The organism is Nonomuraea fuscirosea, from assembly GCF_035917475.1.
Taxonomy (GTDB): domain Bacteria; phylum Actinomycetota; class Actinomycetes; order Streptosporangiales; family Streptosporangiaceae; genus Nonomuraea; species Nonomuraea fuscirosea.
On record NZ_CP109074.1, the window covers coordinates 7,471,002 to 7,487,231 of the forward strand.

Below are 16,230 nucleotides of genomic sequence, written 5' to 3' on the forward strand. Positions count from 1 at the left end.
CCGCGTCCTGAAGGCGGCCCCGTGACTGCCGCGGGTTCAGCTGTGGTGCTGGAGGTATTGAAGCCACTCACGCACCAAGGCGCGCTCCCGGTCATCTACGTCTGCCCTGTTCGATTGCTGCACACGTTCGACTTGCCGCTCCATGTAGAGGCATATCGACGGCGCTCGCCACAGCTCGGTCACCACGATGCTGGTTACGCCGGATTGATAGGTGGTGCCCTGCACCGGGACGCGTCCGTCCAGCGAGCACATTCTGAATTCCGGCCTCCCGGCACGGGAACCCAGCAGGCCTGTTTCGGCCCCGGCACCGACCAGATCCCACTCCTCCAACAACCGCACACGCCGCCACTGGCTCGTGTCGTAACCATCCCCACTGTCGTCGCCTACCGGTACGCCCAAGAGGAACTCGCGATCCGGACCGAACAACCCATGCTCTGCGGCCAGGGCGAACCAACCTGCGTTGGCCTGCTCCACCAAGCCTGGTGTCTCCTCATCCACCCAGCCGTCCACCCAGGCATCTCGCCGACCGTCCTCCGGTGCACACGTCGCCAGCAGTCCCACCGCCGTCAACGGAGGTGCGCCTGCTGGCACCTCGCCGGGCAGCAACTGCAGGCCAGCAGCGCGCAGCAGCGTCGCCACTCTCTGTTCATCCACGGCTGTCGCCCTTCAGACTCTCAGCATCGATCCCCAACAATTCGAGATCAGCTCGCATCCGTCCAGCGCCAGCCTCGCTTAGAGCCACTAACAAAATGATCTAGGACCGTGTCCCATGGCTCTGCTGGTCGTTGATCTCCGTGTGAAGAAGGGCGAGCAGCTGCCGCGGATCGTGCCGGACAGCTTGTGGGAGCGGATTGAGCCGCTGCTGCCGAAGGTGGAACGACGCCGGCGCCATCCGGGCCGGAAACGGCTGGATGACCGGCTTGCTCCGCAGGGCATCTTGTTCGTGCTCTACACCGCGATCCCGTGGGAGTTCCTGCCTCGGGAGCTGGGCTTCGGCTCGGGGATGACCTGCTGGCGGCGGCTGCGTGACTGGCATCAAGCCGGAGTGTGGGACCGGCTGCACCAGCTCCTGCTGGCCGAATTGCACGCCGCCGGCCAGCTGGACTGGTCCAAGGCGGTGATCGACAGCTCCCACGTCCGGGCGCTCAAGGGCGGCCCAAAACCGGCCCGAGCCCGGTCGACCGCGCCAAGCCGGGCTCGAAACACCACGTCATCACCGAAGGCAACGGGATCCCCCTCGCCGTCTCTCTGACCGGCGGCAACCGCAACGACGTCACCCAGCTCATGCCGCTGATCAAGGCCATCCCGCCGGTACGCGGTCGCGTCGGCCGGCCGCGGAAGCGACCCGACTGCCTCTCCGCCGACCGCGGCTACGACCACGACAAGTACCGGCGCCTGGTCTGGCGCACTGGAATCAAACCCGTCATCGCCCGACGCGGCACCCCGCACGGCTCAGGCCTGGGCATCCACCGATGGGTCGTCGAGCGCACCATCGCGCTACTGCACTGGTTCCGCCGACTGCGCATCCGCTGGGAAATCCGCGACGACATCCACGAAGCGTTCATGACCCTCGCGGCCGCGATCATCTGCTGGCGCCGCCTCGTTCGCTGATCTTTGTGTTAGGACCTCTTAAAGAAGCCCGGCAGCGACTGGAGGCATTGAAGGCGGCTGACCTTGGAGCCACCATCACGGTGCTCGGTGAGAGCTTCACCCTGCCTCGATTCACTGACCGCGCTGGCGGCAAACCTTCAACGGTCGTGGACGCCACAGGAACGCAGCGCGACCTCCGAACAGAGGAAAAGGAAAAGCTGGCCTTCTACGGCTGGGCGACCGTGGAGATCCTCAGGCATACCGGGATGCGCATCGAAGAGCTCAAGGAGCTCGGCCACCACAGCATCATCAGCTGCAAGCTGCCAACCACTGGAGAGGTGATACCGCTCCTGCAGATCGCGCCGTCCAAGTCGAATCAAGAGCGCCTCCTGCTGGTCAGCCCCGAGCTTGCCGACGTTCTCAGCGCCGTGATCAGCCGTGTTCGCGGGCATGACGGCAGGGTGCCGAGCATCCCGTCCTACGACCTACACGAGAAGGTGTGGAACCCTCCCATGCCGTTGCTCTACCAATGGTCTGTGGGCGGTGAGAACAGGGCAATCTCCATTGCTACGATCCGCCAGTCGCTCAATATGCTGCTGGCGGATACCGGCATCATCGACGCCAGCGGACAGCCCCTGACCTTCCAGCCGCACGACTTCCGCAAAATCTTCATCACCGACGCCATCCTCACCGGAGTCGTGCTGGGATCCCGAGCGGGTCAATGCCCGGCGGGTGGAGTTATTGCCGGCCGAGGCGGCGACCGCGCCCGCGCCCCATCCGGATGGGGTGTTGGTGATCGATGACAGCGGGGACCGCAAAGATGAGAAGGCCACCGCACATGTGGGCCGCCAGTGGCTGGGCCGCCTGGGCAAGAACGACCCGGCTTTTCGGACCAAGTGGCGCATCGCCGTCAAACTGGCCGGCCAGGCGGCCGCGGCCGGGGTGGTCTTCCGCGCGGTGGTGGCCGACTGTGCCTATGGCGACCTGGACGATTTCCGGGGTGAGCTGCGCCGGGCGGGCATGGGCTGGGTGGTGGCGGTCCGTCCCAAGCGTGGCACCTGGGCCTACGGCCCGGATGCGCACATTCCCCGTGACGCTGCCGGCCGGCTGAGGTGGCGCGGGCCGGAGGAGCCCGGCGACTGGCAGCCTGTTCAGCGCCGCTTCCGAGACCGGCACACCGAGACGTGGTGGACGGCCGAGGCATCGCTGGGCTTTCGGGGACCCGACGGGCTCACCCGGCTGGTGATCGTCACCACCGATCCGGTCACCCTGCCGGACAAGGCCACCTGGTACCTGGCCACCAGCCTGCCCGCCCCGGCGGCCCGCACAACTGCGCCTGCGGCGGCGACAGAGCGCACCCATCACGCTGGCCGCCACCATCATGGCCGTCTCGTTCGCCGGGCTGACGTTCACCCGACGCCTGGACTTCCAGCAGGCCGGATTCGCCGTGGCGGTGGCCATTCTCATCGACGCCACCGTGATTCGCATGTTGCTCCTCCCGGCCTGATGAGGCTGCTCGGGCACCGCAACTGGTGGCAGCCCCGCCCGCTGGCCCCTCCCCCGCGCCCGGTCCCGCCGACGCCCGATCCCCAGCCGGAACCCGAGCGTGTGGCGCGCTCATGGCGATCACCGGTCGAGCGGGCGCACGGACGCCGCCGGAAAGGCTTGCCCGATTGTCCCCTGGCACCTGGCGGCGCGCTCAGCTCAGGTACCGCACCAGCATCAGTCGCAGCTCGGCCACCAGTTCCGCCGCCCGTTCCTGCGTGGCCGTGGTGATCATCGGCATCACCGCCTTCACCATGGCCAGCGCCATCGTCCCGGTGAGCAGCGCCCGCTCCTCCGGCAGCCCGGGAGTGCGACGGCGCAACAGGGCCGCGATGTGCCCCGCGATGGCCTCGTGCAACTGCTGCGAGGCCGCCGCCAGCCGATCGCCGGTGGCCGTGCCGTACAGCAGCGACCAGTACGCGGGCGAGGCCGTCTTGAACGCCACACTCTCATCCACCAGCCGCTCCACCAGCGTCTCCAGCGGCACATCCGGGCTGACGGCGGCGAGCCGGGCGGCCCAGAACTCCTGCCGGTCATCGGTGTAGCGCTTCACCAGCCCGTCGAGGATCTCCTCCTTGTTGCGGAAGAACTGATACAGCGACCCGGGCGAGATCCCGGCCCGCGCGGCCACCTGGTTCGTCGTCAGCTCCATGTAACCCACTTCGGCGACCACCAGTTCGGCGGCGTCGAGGATCTCGGCCATGCGCTTCAGGCCGCGCGCCTGCCGACGGATTGAGCGTTCAGGCATGGGCGACCTCCTCGTTGACAAATGCGAGCATTTACTTGTATTTCTGGGCTCAGCAGAGAAACACGAGCAGTTTACCGAGTTTCCCCGGGAGACCCCATGAGAACCGTGCTCGTCACGGGCTGCGGCAACTTCGGCACCGACATCCACTCCCGCTGGTGGTGGCTCGAGCACGATCAGGAGAGCTTCGAGCGCCTCCTCGACGTCCTGGGACCGCGCCCGTGACGGCCGTCGGCGCCCCGGCCAGGCAGTCCGGGGAGATGACGGTGGGGCCGCCGCTGCGCAGGCTCGGGTTCCTGCTCGTCCGCCGTCGCCGGCTGGTGCTGGCATTGGCGCTGGCCGGGCTGATCGCCGCGGGCGTGCTGGCGGCCGGCGCGGCGTCGGGGTTGTCGCTGGCCAGGTTCGAGGCGCCTGGTTCGGAGTCCGACCGGGCACAGGCCGAGCTGGCCGGGCGATTCGGCACCGGCAGCCCAGACATGATCTTTTTGGTCACCGCGAGACAGGGCACCGTGGACGACCCGGCCGTGGCGGCGGCGGGTCGCGAACTGACCGCCAGGGTCGGCCGCGAGGACGGCGTCGCCGAGGCCGCCTCGTACTGGACCCGCGGCAAGCCCGCGACCATGCGCAGTACGGACGGCCGGCACGCGCTGATCGTGGTGCGCGTCCCCGGCGACGCCGATCATGTGCGCGCCCGGGTGCTGCCCGTCCTGGTGCCGCGGATCACCGCCGGTGACGACCTGCTCCAGGTCCGTGCCGGGGGCGGCGAGGAGGTCTTCCGCGAGACCGTGCCGCTGGCCAGGCAGGACTTCGTCCGGGCGGAGCTGGTGATCTTCCCGGTGGCGTTCGTGCTGCTCTGGCTCTACCAGCGGCGCGCGATGGCGGCTCTGGTGCCGATCCTGGCTGGGGTGTTCGCCATGGTGACCGGGCTGGCGCTGCTGGGTGGCGTCCTGCTCTGGACGGAGATCTCCACCTTCGCCCTGAATCTGACCCTGGCCATGGGCCTGGGGCTCGGCATCGACTACTGCCTGTTCGTCATCCAGCGCTTCCGCGAGGAGACCCGCGACGGGCGAGACCGGGCGAGCGCGATCGCGGGGGCGGTCGAGCACGCGGGCCGTACCGTGCTGTTCAGCGGCCTCACCGTGGCCATGTCGCTGGCCGTTCTGTTCGCGCTGCCCTTCGACTTCCTGCGCTCGTTCGCCTACGCGGGCATCGCCGTGGTGGTCGGCGGCCTGGTGGCAGCGGTGCTCGTGCTGCCCGCCGTGCTCGCCACGATCGGCGGCACGCTGCTGCCCAAGTCCACGCGATCCGAGCCCGGAGACTCGGGGTTCTGGCACGGGCTGGCCGTGCGCGTGATGCGCCGCCCGCTGGTCTTCGGGAGCCTGGCGACGGCGGTGCTGCTTCTGCTCGCCTCACCCTTCCTCGGGCTGCGCTTCGGCGTCGCCGACGACCGCATCCTGCCACCGGAGGCCGCCTCCCGGCAGACGCAGGAGGTCATCCGCCAGTCGTTCCCGGCCGAGGAGACCGACGCCATCCAGATCATCTCGAAGGGTCCGGCGGCGGGCGACATATCCGCGTACGCGGAGTCGTTGTCCCGGCTGCCGGGCATCGCCCAGGTCGACTCTGCCGCCGGCTCCTTCGCCGGGGGACGCCGCGTGGGCGACGGCGACCCGATCCGCTTCCGCGGCACCACCGCGACCGAACAGGGAACCTGGTTGTCGGCGGTGCCCTCGGCCGCCGCCCTGGCCGACGACCCGGTACGCCTGGTGGCGGCCGTCCGCTCCATCGAGCCGCCCTTCGAGGTGCTGGTCGGGGGTTACCCGGCCGAACTGTCGGACTACCGGGCCTCGGTCGTGGACCGGCTCCCGCTGGTGCTGGCGCTCATGCTCGGCGTGACGTTCGCCGTCCTGTTCCTCATGACACGCAGCCTCATCATCCCGCTCAAGGCGACCCTGCTGAACGTCCTCAGTCTCGGCGTCATGTTCGGCGCGATCGTCTGGGTCTTCCAGGAAGGTAACCTGTCTGGCCTGCTCGGCTTCACCCCGACCGGGACCCTCGACCCAAGCATCCCGATTCTCATGCTCTGCGTGGCCTACGGGCTGTCGATGGACTACGAGGTGTTCCTGCTGTCACGCATCAAGGAGGAGTACGACAGGACCGGCGACACCGAGCGGGCCGTGGCCGTCGGCCTGCAGCGGGGCGCGCCGCTGATCACAGCGGCGGGCGGGATCCTGGCGCTCACGTTCGCCGCCTACGCCCCGGCGCGGGTGACGTTCGTGCAGATGCTGGGCGTGGGCATGGCCGTGGCCGTGCTGGTAGACGCCACCGTCATCAGGGCCGTGCTGGTGCCGAGCCTCATGCGCCTGGCCGGCCCGCTCAACTGGTGGCCCGCAGGCGCGCCGCGGGCGCTTCTCCACCAGCCTGACCGTGCTACCGGCCCGGCAGGCCCGGGTTGATCCCGGCGAGCGGCTGACATTCGGCCGACACCGGCGGTGCCGTACAACCATCCCGGAAGCACGAGCCACATTCCCCTGACGGTTGACGCGGCGTAGGTTCCTCGCCACCACCGGTGCCGGTACGGTGGCTGGCCGGCTGGTTCTCCGAGACGGAGGCGGCGCAGACGACCACGGCGAGGAGCAGGCCGAGGGGTGCTGTGGCGGCGGTGGTCGTCTGAGTGGTCGTCTGGGTGGTCGTCTGGGTGGTCGTCTGGGTGGTTGTTTCTGGCGGGTGGCCGGTGGTCAGCGCGGAGAGGTAGGGCTCGTTGGCTCTGAATGCGCTGTGTCAGAGCGCGGCCCCGTCCCAAGCGTGTGACGTGCGGGATCGTGGTCAGTCGGCGTCGGCCGGTGGAGTGGCGCTGCCGGTGTATTCGGGGAGGTCGGCGACCAGGGCGGCGATGTCGGGGACGGTGGCGTAGCGGCGGCGGTGGATTGCGGCGATCTTGACGCCGATCTCCGGGTCCGGGTCGTCGGTGATGTCGAACGAGGCGAACCTGTCGACCAGCGGCAGCCCCTTGCGGTCCACCTCAAGGTGGGCCGGGTGGTTCATCATCTCCGCGTAGCCTTCGAGGTCCTCCATCACGGAGATGGAGCCGTATTCGTAGTCCCCGCCGAAGTCGGGGCCGACGACGTGTGACTTGATGGCCGGGATGGCGCGGGCGGCCGCGCGCATGCTCTCCAGAGCGGCCTGCCGGTCCGCCTCCGTGACGCCGGGCTTGGCGGTGAAACGGATGCAGTGGTAGATCATCGAGCCTTTCCTTTCGGCTGGTGTCCGTCCGGGATGTCACGCCGGGCGGAACGCGGGGGCGAAGTCGCGGGCGAAGTCGGTGATGTCGCGTGCGGGGCGTCCGGTGAGATCGGGGACGGATGTGTGCACCTCGGCGGCCTCGCCGCCGGCGTAGTGGGCGTAGTCCTCGACCAGGCCGTCGATCTGCCAAGGCGGAAGGACCCCGGTCAGTGCGGCCGTGAACTGGTCGGCGGGGACGTCACGGAAGGTGATGTCCCGTCCGGTGGCCGCGGAGAGCGCCTCGGCGATCTGGCCGTGGGTCACGGCGCGGGGGCCGGTCAGGGTGTAGATCTGGCCGGTGTGCCCCGTGCCGGTCAGGACGACCGCGGCCGCCTCCGCGATGTCCCTGGTGTCGATCGCGCTGACGGCGGCGTCGCCGATGGGCGCGCCGAACCAGCCCTGCGCGATGGTGCCGGCGAAGCCGAGCAGCGCCTGCAGGTAGAGGTTGGGGCGCAGCACGGTGTGGTCGATGCCGATCCGCTGGAGGTGTGCTTCGACTTCGGCGTGCCAGCGCAGGAACCGTACTGGGGAGTCGGCGCGGGCCGCGTACTGGGAGAGCAGCACCAGCCGGTTCAAGCCGGCGTCGCGGGCGGCATCGGCGAAGTGGATCTGGAGGGCGGCGGCGTCCGGCGCGGAGGGGCTGTTGAGGAACGCCGCGTCGACGTCTTTCAACGAGGCGGTGACCGATGCGCGGTCGCGCAGGTCGGCGACGACGTTCTGGACGCCGGGGACGGGACGGCCGGGGTTGCGGATCATGGCGCGGACGGTGGCGCCGCGGGCCTGCAGGGCGGAGATCAAGTCGGATCCCACGGTTCCGGTCGCTCCGGTGACGAGGACGGTGGGGCTGTTCATCATGGTGTTCCTTCCTGTGGTTCCGCCGAGGTCCTGTTCCCCGGGGAGAGTGGTGATGCCGGGTCAGCGCGTTCCCGCGGAGGCGGGGTCCGGCCGGGTCTTGACGGTGGGGACGAGTGACAGTCCGAGCGCGATGAGGATGAGCGCGGCCTGCCCCAGGAACGCGGTCGTGAACGCGATGTCCTCCCCGGCTCCAGCGGTGCCGATGGCGATCCCGGCCAGGGCGGCGAGCCCGACCGCGCCACCCAGCTGCTGTGCGGCGTTGACCAGCCCGCTGAGCAGCCCCGATTCGCCTTCGGCGCTGTCGCGTACCGCCATCGCGGTGGCGGTGACGGCGCCGAGCCCGAGGCCGGCGCCGATCAGCACGAACGCGCCCAGCAGCGTGAGGGAGAAGCCGCCGGCCGTCCGGTCCAGCGCCAGCCACACGAAGCCGGCGAGCAGCACGACGAGGGCGACCGGCAGCGCGCGGGCCGGCCCGATGCGCTTGGCCAGCGGCGGCGCGGCGGCACTACCCACGATGATCATGACGGCGATGGGGAGCTGGGCCGTCCCGGCCGCCGTCGGGCTCATCCCGAGTACCTCCTGCTGGTACTGCGGCAGGAAGAAGAACAGGCTCGTCAGCGTGCCGCCGATCAGCAGCACCACCACGTTCGCCAGGACCACCGGCCCTCTGCGGAAGACGCCGAGCGGGACCAGCGGGTGTGCCGAGCGTCGCTCGACCGTCACGAACGCGACCAGGGCGGCGAGGCCGGCCGCGAGACCGGCGACGGTGCCGGGCGCGTCCCACCCGGCCTCGGCGGCCGCGACCATCCCCAGCGCGAGGGCGGAGATCGCGACGGTGACGGCGATGGCGCCGGGCAGGTCGAACCGGCCGGGCCTGCCCGGAGCCGACGGCGCCGAGCGCCACACGATGATCGCCCCGATGAGGCCTACGGCACCGGGGTCACGAACACGGCCTGCCAGCCGAGCATCCCGGTCAGCGTTCCGCCGAGGAAGACACCGACGAGACTGCCGCCAGGAACATGGCTGTCGCCAGGCCGGCCGTCGCCACTCCACGCGACGCCTCAGGGCGAGCGTCCGCCCCGGGATGCACCCGTCCCTTGCCCATCTTTCGACCTCCTCCGCCTGGAGCAGTGCTCCGTTGAGTTATAACTTCTAACTTTATTGAGCATGTATCACGAGTGCATGCCATGTCAAGAGATGCTTGAAGTGCTCGGCGTTCACGGAAGATCACTCGTGGACGCGGATGACACGGAGGGCGGCATCACGTTCCCGGCGTACCGCGACTTGCATAATTTCTTCTGCAGCATTTTTTCTGCAATACTCCCTCGTGGCGATCACCCGACAGCGGAGCGCCAGCATGGGAGCGAACGACATGACATCACCCGAGAACCGGCACCCGACGGGACGGCGTACCCGCGTCACCGGTCTCATCGCCCTGTGCGTGCTCGTGCTGATCGGCATCGCCGCGATCAGGGACATCACCCCCACCGCGGTGAGCCCCGCCGACGCCCCCGGCCGGACGTTCAGCGCGGAGCGCGCCTTCACCCAGGTCGAGCGCATCGCCGTCGCCCCTCACCCCGTCGGCACGGCCGAGCACGCCCGGGTCCGGGACCACCTGGTCGGCGAGCTACGACGACTGGGCCTCAAGCCCGAGGTGCAGGAGGCGGTGGGCGTCGCACCGCGCGGCGAACGAGGCGAACCCGTCACCGCCGGACGGGTCTACAACATCGTCGCGGTCATACCGGGGACCGCTCCCACCGGCCGGGTCTTCGTCACCGCCCACTACGACTCCGTCCCCGAAGGCCCCGGCGCCAACGACGACGGAGCCGGCACGGCCAGCGCGATCGAGACGGCCAGAGCACTGGTCGCGGCCGGCACTCCGCTGCGCAACGACGTCGTCTTCCTCATCACCGACGCCGAGGAGACAGGACTCCTCGGATCGGAGGCGTTCGTCAAGCACCACCCGCTCGCCCAAGGGCGCAACGTGGTGCTCAACAACGAGGCCCGCGGCTCGAAGGGGCCGGTGCTGATGTTCCGCAGCACCGAGCCGAACGCCGGCCTGATCTCCACCTACGGATCGGCCGCTCCCATGCCCGTGGCCGACTCCGTGTACGCCGAGCTCATGAAACTGCTCAACAACGACACCGACTTCACCGCCTTCGAACCCGGCGGGATGGCCGTACTCGACTCCGCCTACGCCAACGCCGGCACCCTCTACCACAGCGTCCTCGACGACCCCGCGCACGTCGACCTCGCCGCACTGCAGCAGATGGGCGACAACACTCTCGCGCTGGTACAGGCCTTCGGCTCCGCCGACCTCGCGAGGCTGACCACCGGAAACGACAACCTGGTCTACTTCAACCTCCCACCGGGCCTGCTGATCCGCTACCCGGCCTGGGCGGCCACCGGACTGGCCGTCCTCGCCCTGCTGGCGGCACTCGCCCTGATCCTCCTGGCCCGCCGCCGCGGCGTCGTCACGCTGCGACGCACCCTCCTCGGCACCGCACTCGCGCTGATCCCGATCGCGGCCGGGGCAGGCGCCGGCGTCTCCTTCTGGGACCTGCTCAAGGCCATCCGCCCCGCGCTGAACGGCACCGCCACCACGACGCCGTACCGTCCCGAACTGCTGTGGCTCGCCGTCCTGACCCTCGCCACCACCATCCTGATCACCTGGTACGCGCTACTCCGCCGCCGCATCGGCACCACCGAACTGTCGCTCGGCATCCTGACCTGGGCCGCCCTGATCGCCCTCGGCCTCGGCATCGTCTCGCCCGGAGCGTCCCACCTCGCCACCTGGCCCACCCTCGGAGCAGCACTGGGCGGTCTGGCCGCACTCCACTGCCCGCCGCGCCGTCGCACCCTCGCCCTCACCACCGGCCTCGTCCCGGCCGCCCTCATCCTCCTGCCCAGCGCATGGAACACCCTGCCAACCGGCCTGCAGTACGTCGGCTACGCCTCCATCCCCCTGATGATCCTGTTCACCGGCCTCCTGCTCCCGCTGATCGAAACCGTGTGGCCACACAGGCGCTCCCCACTGATCCCGCTGACCGCCCTGACCGTGTCCATCGCCCTGCTGGCGGCGGGCCTGCTGGTCGAACCCTTCGACAAGGAACACCCCCGGCGCACCAGCCTCGCCTACGGCCTCGACGCCGACACCGGCCAGGCCGTCTGGCTGACCTCCGAGAACCCCGACCAGTGGGCCCGGCGCTACGGCGGCACCACCGCGACCGGCCACCCGCAGGCGGAGCTGTGGGGCGGCGGATCGAAACTCCTCAGCCCGGCGAAACCCGCCACCCTGCCGGCGCCCACGCTGCAGGTGCTCGCGGACACGACCTCGCGCGGCGAACGAACCCTGCGCGTCCGGATCCGCTCAGAACGCGGAGCGAACGCGATCGCCCTACGAGTGGACGGGGACACGGCGGCAGTGCGCGCCCTGACCGTCGAGGGCCGCACCATCACCGCCGACCCAGCGGGCTTCGCCTTCCACGCCCCCGGCCGGTCGGGCGTGGAGGCAACGCTCACCGTAGCGGCCACCAACGACAAGCTCCGGCTCCGCGTCACCGACATCAGCCCGAACCCCAGCGAAATGTCCGCACTCCCCGGCTTCATCGCGCCACCGGACTGGCTGTTCCTCGGCGACACCAAGATCTCCGTCACCAAGGCCTACTCCCTGTGACACCGATCGCGCTGCGCAAGGTCCGTCCCCGCCAATCCCCGCCTGCGGGAATGGACCCTGCTCAGGGCGATCGTCATCGACGCCCCCTGGAGATCGGAGGATGTCGTCGCAACCGAGCAACGCCGATAAGCCGGCCTGATCCACAGCATCGCGAGTCCACCGAGTCATGTGCCGACTTGCTGCGAGCCGACGCATCCGTACATGTGCGGTGTCGCAAGTTCTGTCGAAGTACAGTTAGACAGAATCCGTCGCAGTCGATGTATCGGAGATCGCATGACGCAGAGTCTGCCGGTCAAGCCGGACGATGTGGTCGACCGCGACCGGGAGTGGGCTCTGCTCGCGGAGTTCCTCACCGATCCTGATCCCGCCATGCGGCTCGGCATCGTGTCCGGGCGGCGGCGGCACGGGAAGTCGTACCTGCTCCAAGCCCTGTCCGAGCAGGTCGGCGGCCTGTACGTGACCGCGGTCCGCGAGGAGGGGCGGCTGCCCGCGATGCGGCGGTTCAGTGACGCGGTCGCGGCTCATGCCGGTCTTCGGCCGGGGAGTCTGCGTCTGACGGACTGGCGTGACGTCCTGTCCAACGCCCTGGAGGTGAGCGCCCGTTCGTCTCACCCGCTCCTCGTGATCGACGAGCTGCCGTATCTGCTCCAGCACTCACCTGAGATCCCTGGACTGCTCCAGCAGCTCTACGACGAACGCCAGCACGGTGCCCGTACGGGTGCCGGGCCGGGTCCCCGGCTGATCCTGTGCGGCTCCGCGATGAGTGTCATGCACGAACTGTTGTCCGGGACGAAGCCGCTGCGGGGTCGTGCCGTGATCGATCTACGGCTCGGGCCGTTCGGCTATCGGGACAGCCGGGCCTTCTGGCAGATCAGCGATCCACTGACGGCGCTGAAGGTGCACGCGGTCCTCGGCGGGGCGCCGGGCTATCGGCCGGTGGCCGGGCGGCCGCACCCGGACGACGGTTTCGACACCTGGCTCACCCGGACGCTGCTCGACCCGGGCAGGGCGGTCTACTCCCGTACCGAGACCGAGTACCTCCTGCGCGAGGACCCGCGAATCACGCAGCACACGCTCTACTACGACATTCTCACCGCGATCGCGCAGGGAGCCACCACTCCCAGCAAGATCGGCGCCGCCCTGGAACGCCCGCGCAACGCCGTCGCCCATCCGCTGGGCGTGCTGGAATCGACCGGTTACATCCGGCGCGAGCAGGACATCCTGCGCGCCCGGCATCCGGTCATCACCCTCGCCGATCCGGTGATCCGCTTCAACCAGCTCATCACCCTCCCGCAGGCCGCCGCCGTGGAGCAGGGGTTCGCCGAGCAGGTGTGGCGGCAGGCCGCCCCGACCTTCAACTCCAAGATCCTCGGCCCGCACTTCGAGGACCTGGCCCGCGACTTCACCCGCCGGTACGCCCATGCCCTGCTGCCCGGCCGGCTGCCGGGCCCGGTCGGCACCACCGAGGTCGCCGACCCGGCCGCTCGGACGAAGCACGAGGTCGACGTCATCGCCCTCGCCGCGGGCGAGCGCCCGCAGGCTCCCCGTGCGCGGATCGCGCTCCTGGGGGAGGCCAAGGCGACCGTCGCCCGCCGGGGTATCGGTGATGTGGAACGTCTGGAGCGCATCCGAGATCTGCTGACCGATCAGGGGTACGACACCGCCGCCACCACCCTGGCGCTGTACTCGCTGCACGGCTTCTACCCGGACGTGGTCCAACTTGCCGACCGTCGCGATGACCTCCTCCTGGTCGACCTGCCCGCCCTCTACGGGGGCTGAGGTCGGACAACTGGCCGAGCAGCGGTGCTCATCATGGGCCCGGCGGGCGCTTCTGCTTCCACCCACGTGTTGCCGGCCAACGACAGAGCGGCTCTGTATCGCTTGAGAGACACCAGGTAACACATTTCGTTATAAGTGTGCAGTGTCTGATGGCCGGTCGTATCGACCACCAGTACTCGGACAGCTACAAGACATCACCCCACGGCGACGAGCACAGGGTGGCGGCGATTCTCACCATCAATCACACCAGCCACTCTTGACCTCCGAGCGGCGAAGGACAGGCAGGTGAAGCCGCCGGGGCGCCGAGTCCGCGGCGTAACAGGTCCTCCCCCACTGCGCGTACGCTCTCGTGCTCGGCCTGCGCAGTGGGCGACATGCGATCTTGGGGTTACGGAGAGAATCATTCCCCGTCCGATGCACAGCCGCCCTTGCCGTCAGCGCGGTCATAAGGGTCGTAGAGGGCGTCGTTGACGTGGCGGTTCATGTCTTCGCGGTACTTCCGGTCATCCAGTAGCGGCATGTCGCGGGATGCGGCGGCGAAGTCGGCGCGTGAGACGGTCCGGTGCCGACGGCCGGCGGGGATCAGGTGATGGTGCTCAGGAGTGCTCACTCGTCGGCTCCGTCTCGGTGTGCTGTCCGGTGCTCCAGAGTGGCACGGTGCCGGCGGAGTCGGGTATGCCCCCTGCGGCGGTCGCACGCCCGCTACCCCTTGTACGGCGGCAGGTTGAAGCGGGTGCGGATGGCGCGTTGGACGGTGGTCTTGTCGGCGCGGGCGTCGATGGTCATGACGTACTCCTTGCGCCGGAACAGCTCCAGCACCGGATCCGTCTTGCTGTGGTAGTCGCGCAGCCGCCGGGCCAGCGCGTCGGGACTGTCGTCCTCGCGGGTGACCAGGTCCCCGCCGCACACGTCACACCGGCCCTCCACCTCCGGGCGGTGGGCGATGAGGTTGTAGTCCATGCCGCATCGTGAGCACAGCCGCCGGGCCAGGACGCGGCGGCGTACCTCGTCGTCGGGCAGGTCGAGGTGGATCACGCCGTCGAGGTCGTAGCTCTCCAGGAAGAACTCCGCCTGGGGACGGTTGCGGGGGAAGCCGTCGATGACGAAGCCGTAGTTCCAGTCGTGCAGCTGGAGCCGGTCCTTGACCACGTCGGCCACCAGGTCGTCGCCCACCAGCTCGCCCGCCGCCACGAGACGGCGTACCTGGGCGCCGAGTTTGGTGTGGTTCTTGACGTGCCAGCGGAAGATGTCGCCCACGCTGATGTGCACCAGGTCGAGATCATTGGCCAGCAGGGCGCCCTGGGTGCCCTTGCCGCTGCCCTGGACGCCCATGATCACATATTTCCGCATGTGTCCACTCCTTGCCTCGTGGTCATGCCACCCTCCCATCGAGGCCGGTACGGCGAAACCACGGTGATACGTAGATCTGCGGATGCTTTGCCAGGCCCGCCGTGCCTAGGGTCGGCGGCGACGAGCGTGTTCAGAGAGGGTGAGTCCATGCGTGTGCTGACCGTGTTCCTGTCCACCCTCGCCCTGGTCACGACGGTGGCGGCCCCGGCGCGCGCGAGACCGGCCGCGACGATCCCCGACGTCGTCTTCCACCGGGCCGACTTCGCCACCGGCACCGGTGAGGGCACGACGGCCGGCGACGGGCTGGCGTTCCGCGAGGCGGCGGGCACGGTCAGCCACACCGACGCGCTCGGCACGAAGACCTGGGAGTACGCCCGCTGGACCGGCCCCGAGCGGGCCATCGGCTTCGCCGCCACCGAGCTGATCGCCTCCTGGACGGCGGACGTGCCGCAGGGCAGCTGGCTGCAGGTCGAGGCCCGGGTCAGGAACACGGAGGGGCTGACGAGGTGGCATTCGCTGGGCCGCTGGTCCTACGCCGAGGGTGACGTGCTGCGCACGTCGGTGCCCGGCCAGGGCGACGCCGACGCCGAGGTGGCGGTCGACACGCTGGTCGCGGCGGCGGGCCGGCCGATGAGCGGCTACCAGCTCCGCCTGACCCTCTACCGCCTGCCGGGCTCGGACGTGACGCCGCGCGTGCGCACGTCCGGCGTGATGAGCTCCAACGTGCCCGGCCGCAAGACCGTGCCGGTCAGCCCGGGCGGGGGCGCCTGGGGGAAGGAGCTGGCCGTGCCGCGCCGCTCCCAGAACGTGCACCAGGGCCACTACCCCGAGTGGAACGGCGGCGGCGAGGCGTGGTGCAGCCCGACCTCGACCACCATGGTGATGGGTTACTGGGACGTGTGGCCGAGCGAGCGCGACACCGCCTGGGTCGACCCGGCGGACCCCGATCCGGAGGTCGACCACGCCGCCCGGCACACCTACGACCACGCCTACGCGGGCACCGGCAACTGGCCGTTCAACACCGCCTACGCCGGTCGTTACGGGCTCGACGGGTTCGTCACGCGGCTGCGGTCGCTGACCGAGCTGGAGCTGCTGATCAAGGCGGGCGTTCCGGTCATCACGTCGCAGTCGTTCAAGAAGGGCGAGCTGCCGGGGGCCGGGTACGGCACCGACGGCCACCTCATGGTGGTCGTGGGCTTCACCCCGAGCGGTGATGTGATCGCGAACGATCCCGCCTCGCCGAACAATGAGGCCGTACGGCGCGTCTATCCGCGGGCGGCGTTCGAGAACGTGTGGTTGCGCGGCTCCAGCAGCGGTGGCGTGGCGTACGTCATCCATCCGCCGGGGCGCCCGCTGCCCGCCACGACGCCCGGTCTGCCCGCCAACTGGTGAGACTCCGTCAACCCCCTCG

General features: G+C 69.6%; 15 protein-coding genes and 1 pseudogene. 9 read left to right on the forward strand and 7 right to left on the reverse strand.

Annotation, left to right across the window (positions count from 1 at the left end; all coding sequences use genetic code 11):
• Positions 1-36 precede the first annotated feature (36 nt).
• Entirely contained in the window at positions 37-639 is a 603-nt protein-coding gene (locus OIE67_RS33995; protein ID WP_326628202.1) for a hypothetical protein, read from the reverse strand.
• Between the two features lie 130 nt (positions 640-769).
• Between OIE67_RS33995 and OIE67_RS34000 the strand changes: the two genes are divergently transcribed.
• The 4 genes and pseudogenes from OIE67_RS34000 to OIE67_RS34010 all read left to right on the forward strand — a co-directional run bounded on the left by OIE67_RS34000 (position 770) and on the right by OIE67_RS34010 (position 3,097).
• Positions 770-1,611 (forward strand): IS5 family transposase gene (locus OIE67_RS34000; RefSeq protein WP_326628204.1). Its coding sequence is split into 2 segments (ribosomal slippage): positions 770-1,157 and positions 1,157-1,611, totalling 843 coding nucleotides; the frame shifts between segments, so codons are not numbered across the junction.
• Positions 1,612-1,616: 5 nt separating this feature from the next.
• On the forward strand, positions 1,617-2,393 hold the full coding sequence (locus OIE67_RS34005; RefSeq protein ID WP_326628206.1) for a hypothetical protein: 777 nt from the start codon (positions 1,617-1,619) through the stop codon (positions 2,391-2,393).
• A 37-nt stretch (positions 2,394-2,430) separates the two neighbouring features.
• Positions 2,431-2,760, forward strand: a pseudogene (locus OIE67_RS55600) (transposase); the annotation flags it as partial.
• Between the two features lie 196 nt (positions 2,761-2,956).
• The gene (locus OIE67_RS34010) at positions 2,957-3,097 is read left to right on the forward strand and encodes an MMPL family transporter (protein ID WP_407674917.1); all 141 of its coding nucleotides are present in this window, start codon (positions 2,957-2,959) and stop codon (positions 3,095-3,097) included.
• Positions 3,098-3,289: 192 nt separating this feature from the next.
• Here OIE67_RS34010 and OIE67_RS34015 read toward each other — a convergent pair whose 3' ends face one another.
• Complete coding sequence (locus OIE67_RS34015) at positions 3,290-3,883, reverse strand: TetR/AcrR family transcriptional regulator (protein WP_106247788.1); 594 nt, start codon at positions 3,881-3,883, stop codon at positions 3,290-3,292.
• A 96-nt stretch (positions 3,884-3,979) separates the two neighbouring features.
• On the opposite strand from OIE67_RS34015, the gene OIE67_RS34020 reads away from it, so the two are divergent.
• Together OIE67_RS34020 and OIE67_RS34025 are read left to right on the forward strand one after the other, a co-directional pair.
• Positions 3,980-4,105, forward strand: coding sequence for a hypothetical protein (locus OIE67_RS34020; protein WP_281262644.1), 126 nt, complete (start codon positions 3,980-3,982; stop codon positions 4,103-4,105).
• Positions 4,102-6,333 (forward strand): MMPL family transporter, encoded by a 2,232-nt coding sequence (locus tag OIE67_RS34025; RefSeq protein WP_326628213.1) that lies wholly within the window; start codon positions 4,102-4,104, stop codon positions 6,331-6,333. Before OIE67_RS34020 ends, OIE67_RS34025 begins: the two co-directional genes overlap by 4 nt.
• A 370-nt stretch (positions 6,334-6,703) precedes the next feature.
• Here the strand turns inward: OIE67_RS34025 and OIE67_RS34030 are convergent, their stop codons facing one another.
• The 3 genes from OIE67_RS34030 to OIE67_RS34040 are packed head-to-tail and all read right to left on the reverse strand — an operon-like array spanning position 6,704 to position 8,920.
• Entirely contained in the window at positions 6,704-7,120 is a 417-nt protein-coding gene (locus tag OIE67_RS34030) for a Dabb family protein (RefSeq protein WP_326628216.1), read from the reverse strand.
• 36 nt (positions 7,121-7,156) lie between these two features.
• A complete protein-coding gene (locus OIE67_RS34035) occupies positions 7,157-8,014 on the reverse strand; it encodes an SDR family oxidoreductase (protein ID WP_326628218.1) in 858 nt (285 codons plus the stop codon).
• A gap of 60 nt (positions 8,015-8,074) precedes the next feature.
• Entirely contained in the window at positions 8,075-8,920 is an 846-nt protein-coding gene (locus tag OIE67_RS34040; protein ID WP_326628220.1) for an MFS transporter, read from the reverse strand.
• Positions 8,921-9,386: 466 nt separating this feature from the next.
• On the opposite strand from OIE67_RS34040, the gene OIE67_RS34045 reads away from it, so the two are divergent.
• Positions 9,387-11,690, forward strand: coding sequence for a M20/M25/M40 family metallo-hydrolase (locus OIE67_RS34045; RefSeq protein ID WP_326628222.1), 2,304 nt, complete (start codon positions 9,387-9,389; stop codon positions 11,688-11,690).
• A 273-nt stretch (positions 11,691-11,963) separates the two neighbouring features.
• Complete coding sequence (locus OIE67_RS34050; RefSeq protein ID WP_326628224.1) at positions 11,964-13,469, forward strand: AAA family ATPase; 1,506 nt, start codon at positions 11,964-11,966, stop codon at positions 13,467-13,469.
• Between the two features lie 400 nt (positions 13,470-13,869).
• Here the strand turns inward: OIE67_RS34050 and OIE67_RS34055 are convergent, their stop codons facing one another.
• Both OIE67_RS34055 and OIE67_RS34060 read right to left on the reverse strand, forming a co-directional pair.
• Positions 13,870-14,079 (reverse strand): hypothetical protein, encoded by a 210-nt coding sequence (locus OIE67_RS34055; RefSeq protein ID WP_326628227.1) that lies wholly within the window; start codon positions 14,077-14,079, stop codon positions 13,870-13,872.
• A gap of 92 nt (positions 14,080-14,171) precedes the next feature.
• A complete protein-coding gene (locus tag OIE67_RS34060) occupies positions 14,172-14,819 on the reverse strand; it encodes an adenylate kinase family protein (protein WP_326628229.1) in 648 nt (215 codons plus the stop codon).
• A gap of 147 nt (positions 14,820-14,966) precedes the next feature.
• Between OIE67_RS34060 and OIE67_RS34065 the strand changes: the two genes are divergently transcribed.
• Complete coding sequence (locus OIE67_RS34065; protein WP_326628232.1) at positions 14,967-16,211, forward strand: peptidase C39 family protein; 1,245 nt, start codon at positions 14,967-14,969, stop codon at positions 16,209-16,211.
• Positions 16,212-16,230 lie beyond the last annotated feature (19 nt).

Bases quoted from the DNA above. Each gene is read 5' to 3' on its own strand.
- OIE67_RS34015 (WP_106247788.1), bottom strand. From the start codon at position 3,883: ATGCCTGAACGCTCAATCCGTCGGCAGGCGCGCGGCCTGAAGCGCATG.
- OIE67_RS34020 (WP_281262644.1), top strand. From the start codon at position 3,980: ATGAGAACCGTGCTCGTCACGGGCTGCGGCAACTTCGGCACCGACATC.
- OIE67_RS34030 (WP_326628216.1), bottom strand. From the start codon at position 7,120: ATGATCTACCACTGCATCCGTTTCACCGCCAAGCCCGGCGTCACGGAG.
- OIE67_RS34035 (WP_326628218.1), bottom strand. From the start codon at position 8,014: ATGATGAACAGCCCCACCGTCCTCGTCACCGGAGCGACCGGAACCGTG.
- OIE67_RS34045 (WP_326628222.1), top strand. From the start codon at position 9,387: ATGACATCACCCGAGAACCGGCACCCGACGGGACGGCGTACCCGCGTC.
- OIE67_RS34050 (WP_326628224.1), top strand. From the start codon at position 11,964: ATGACGCAGAGTCTGCCGGTCAAGCCGGACGATGTGGTCGACCGCGAC.
- OIE67_RS34060 (WP_326628229.1), bottom strand. From the start codon at position 14,819: ATGCGGAAATATGTGATCATGGGCGTCCAGGGCAGCGGCAAGGGCACC.
- OIE67_RS34065 (WP_326628232.1), top strand. From the start codon at position 14,967: ATGCGTGTGCTGACCGTGTTCCTGTCCACCCTCGCCCTGGTCACGACG.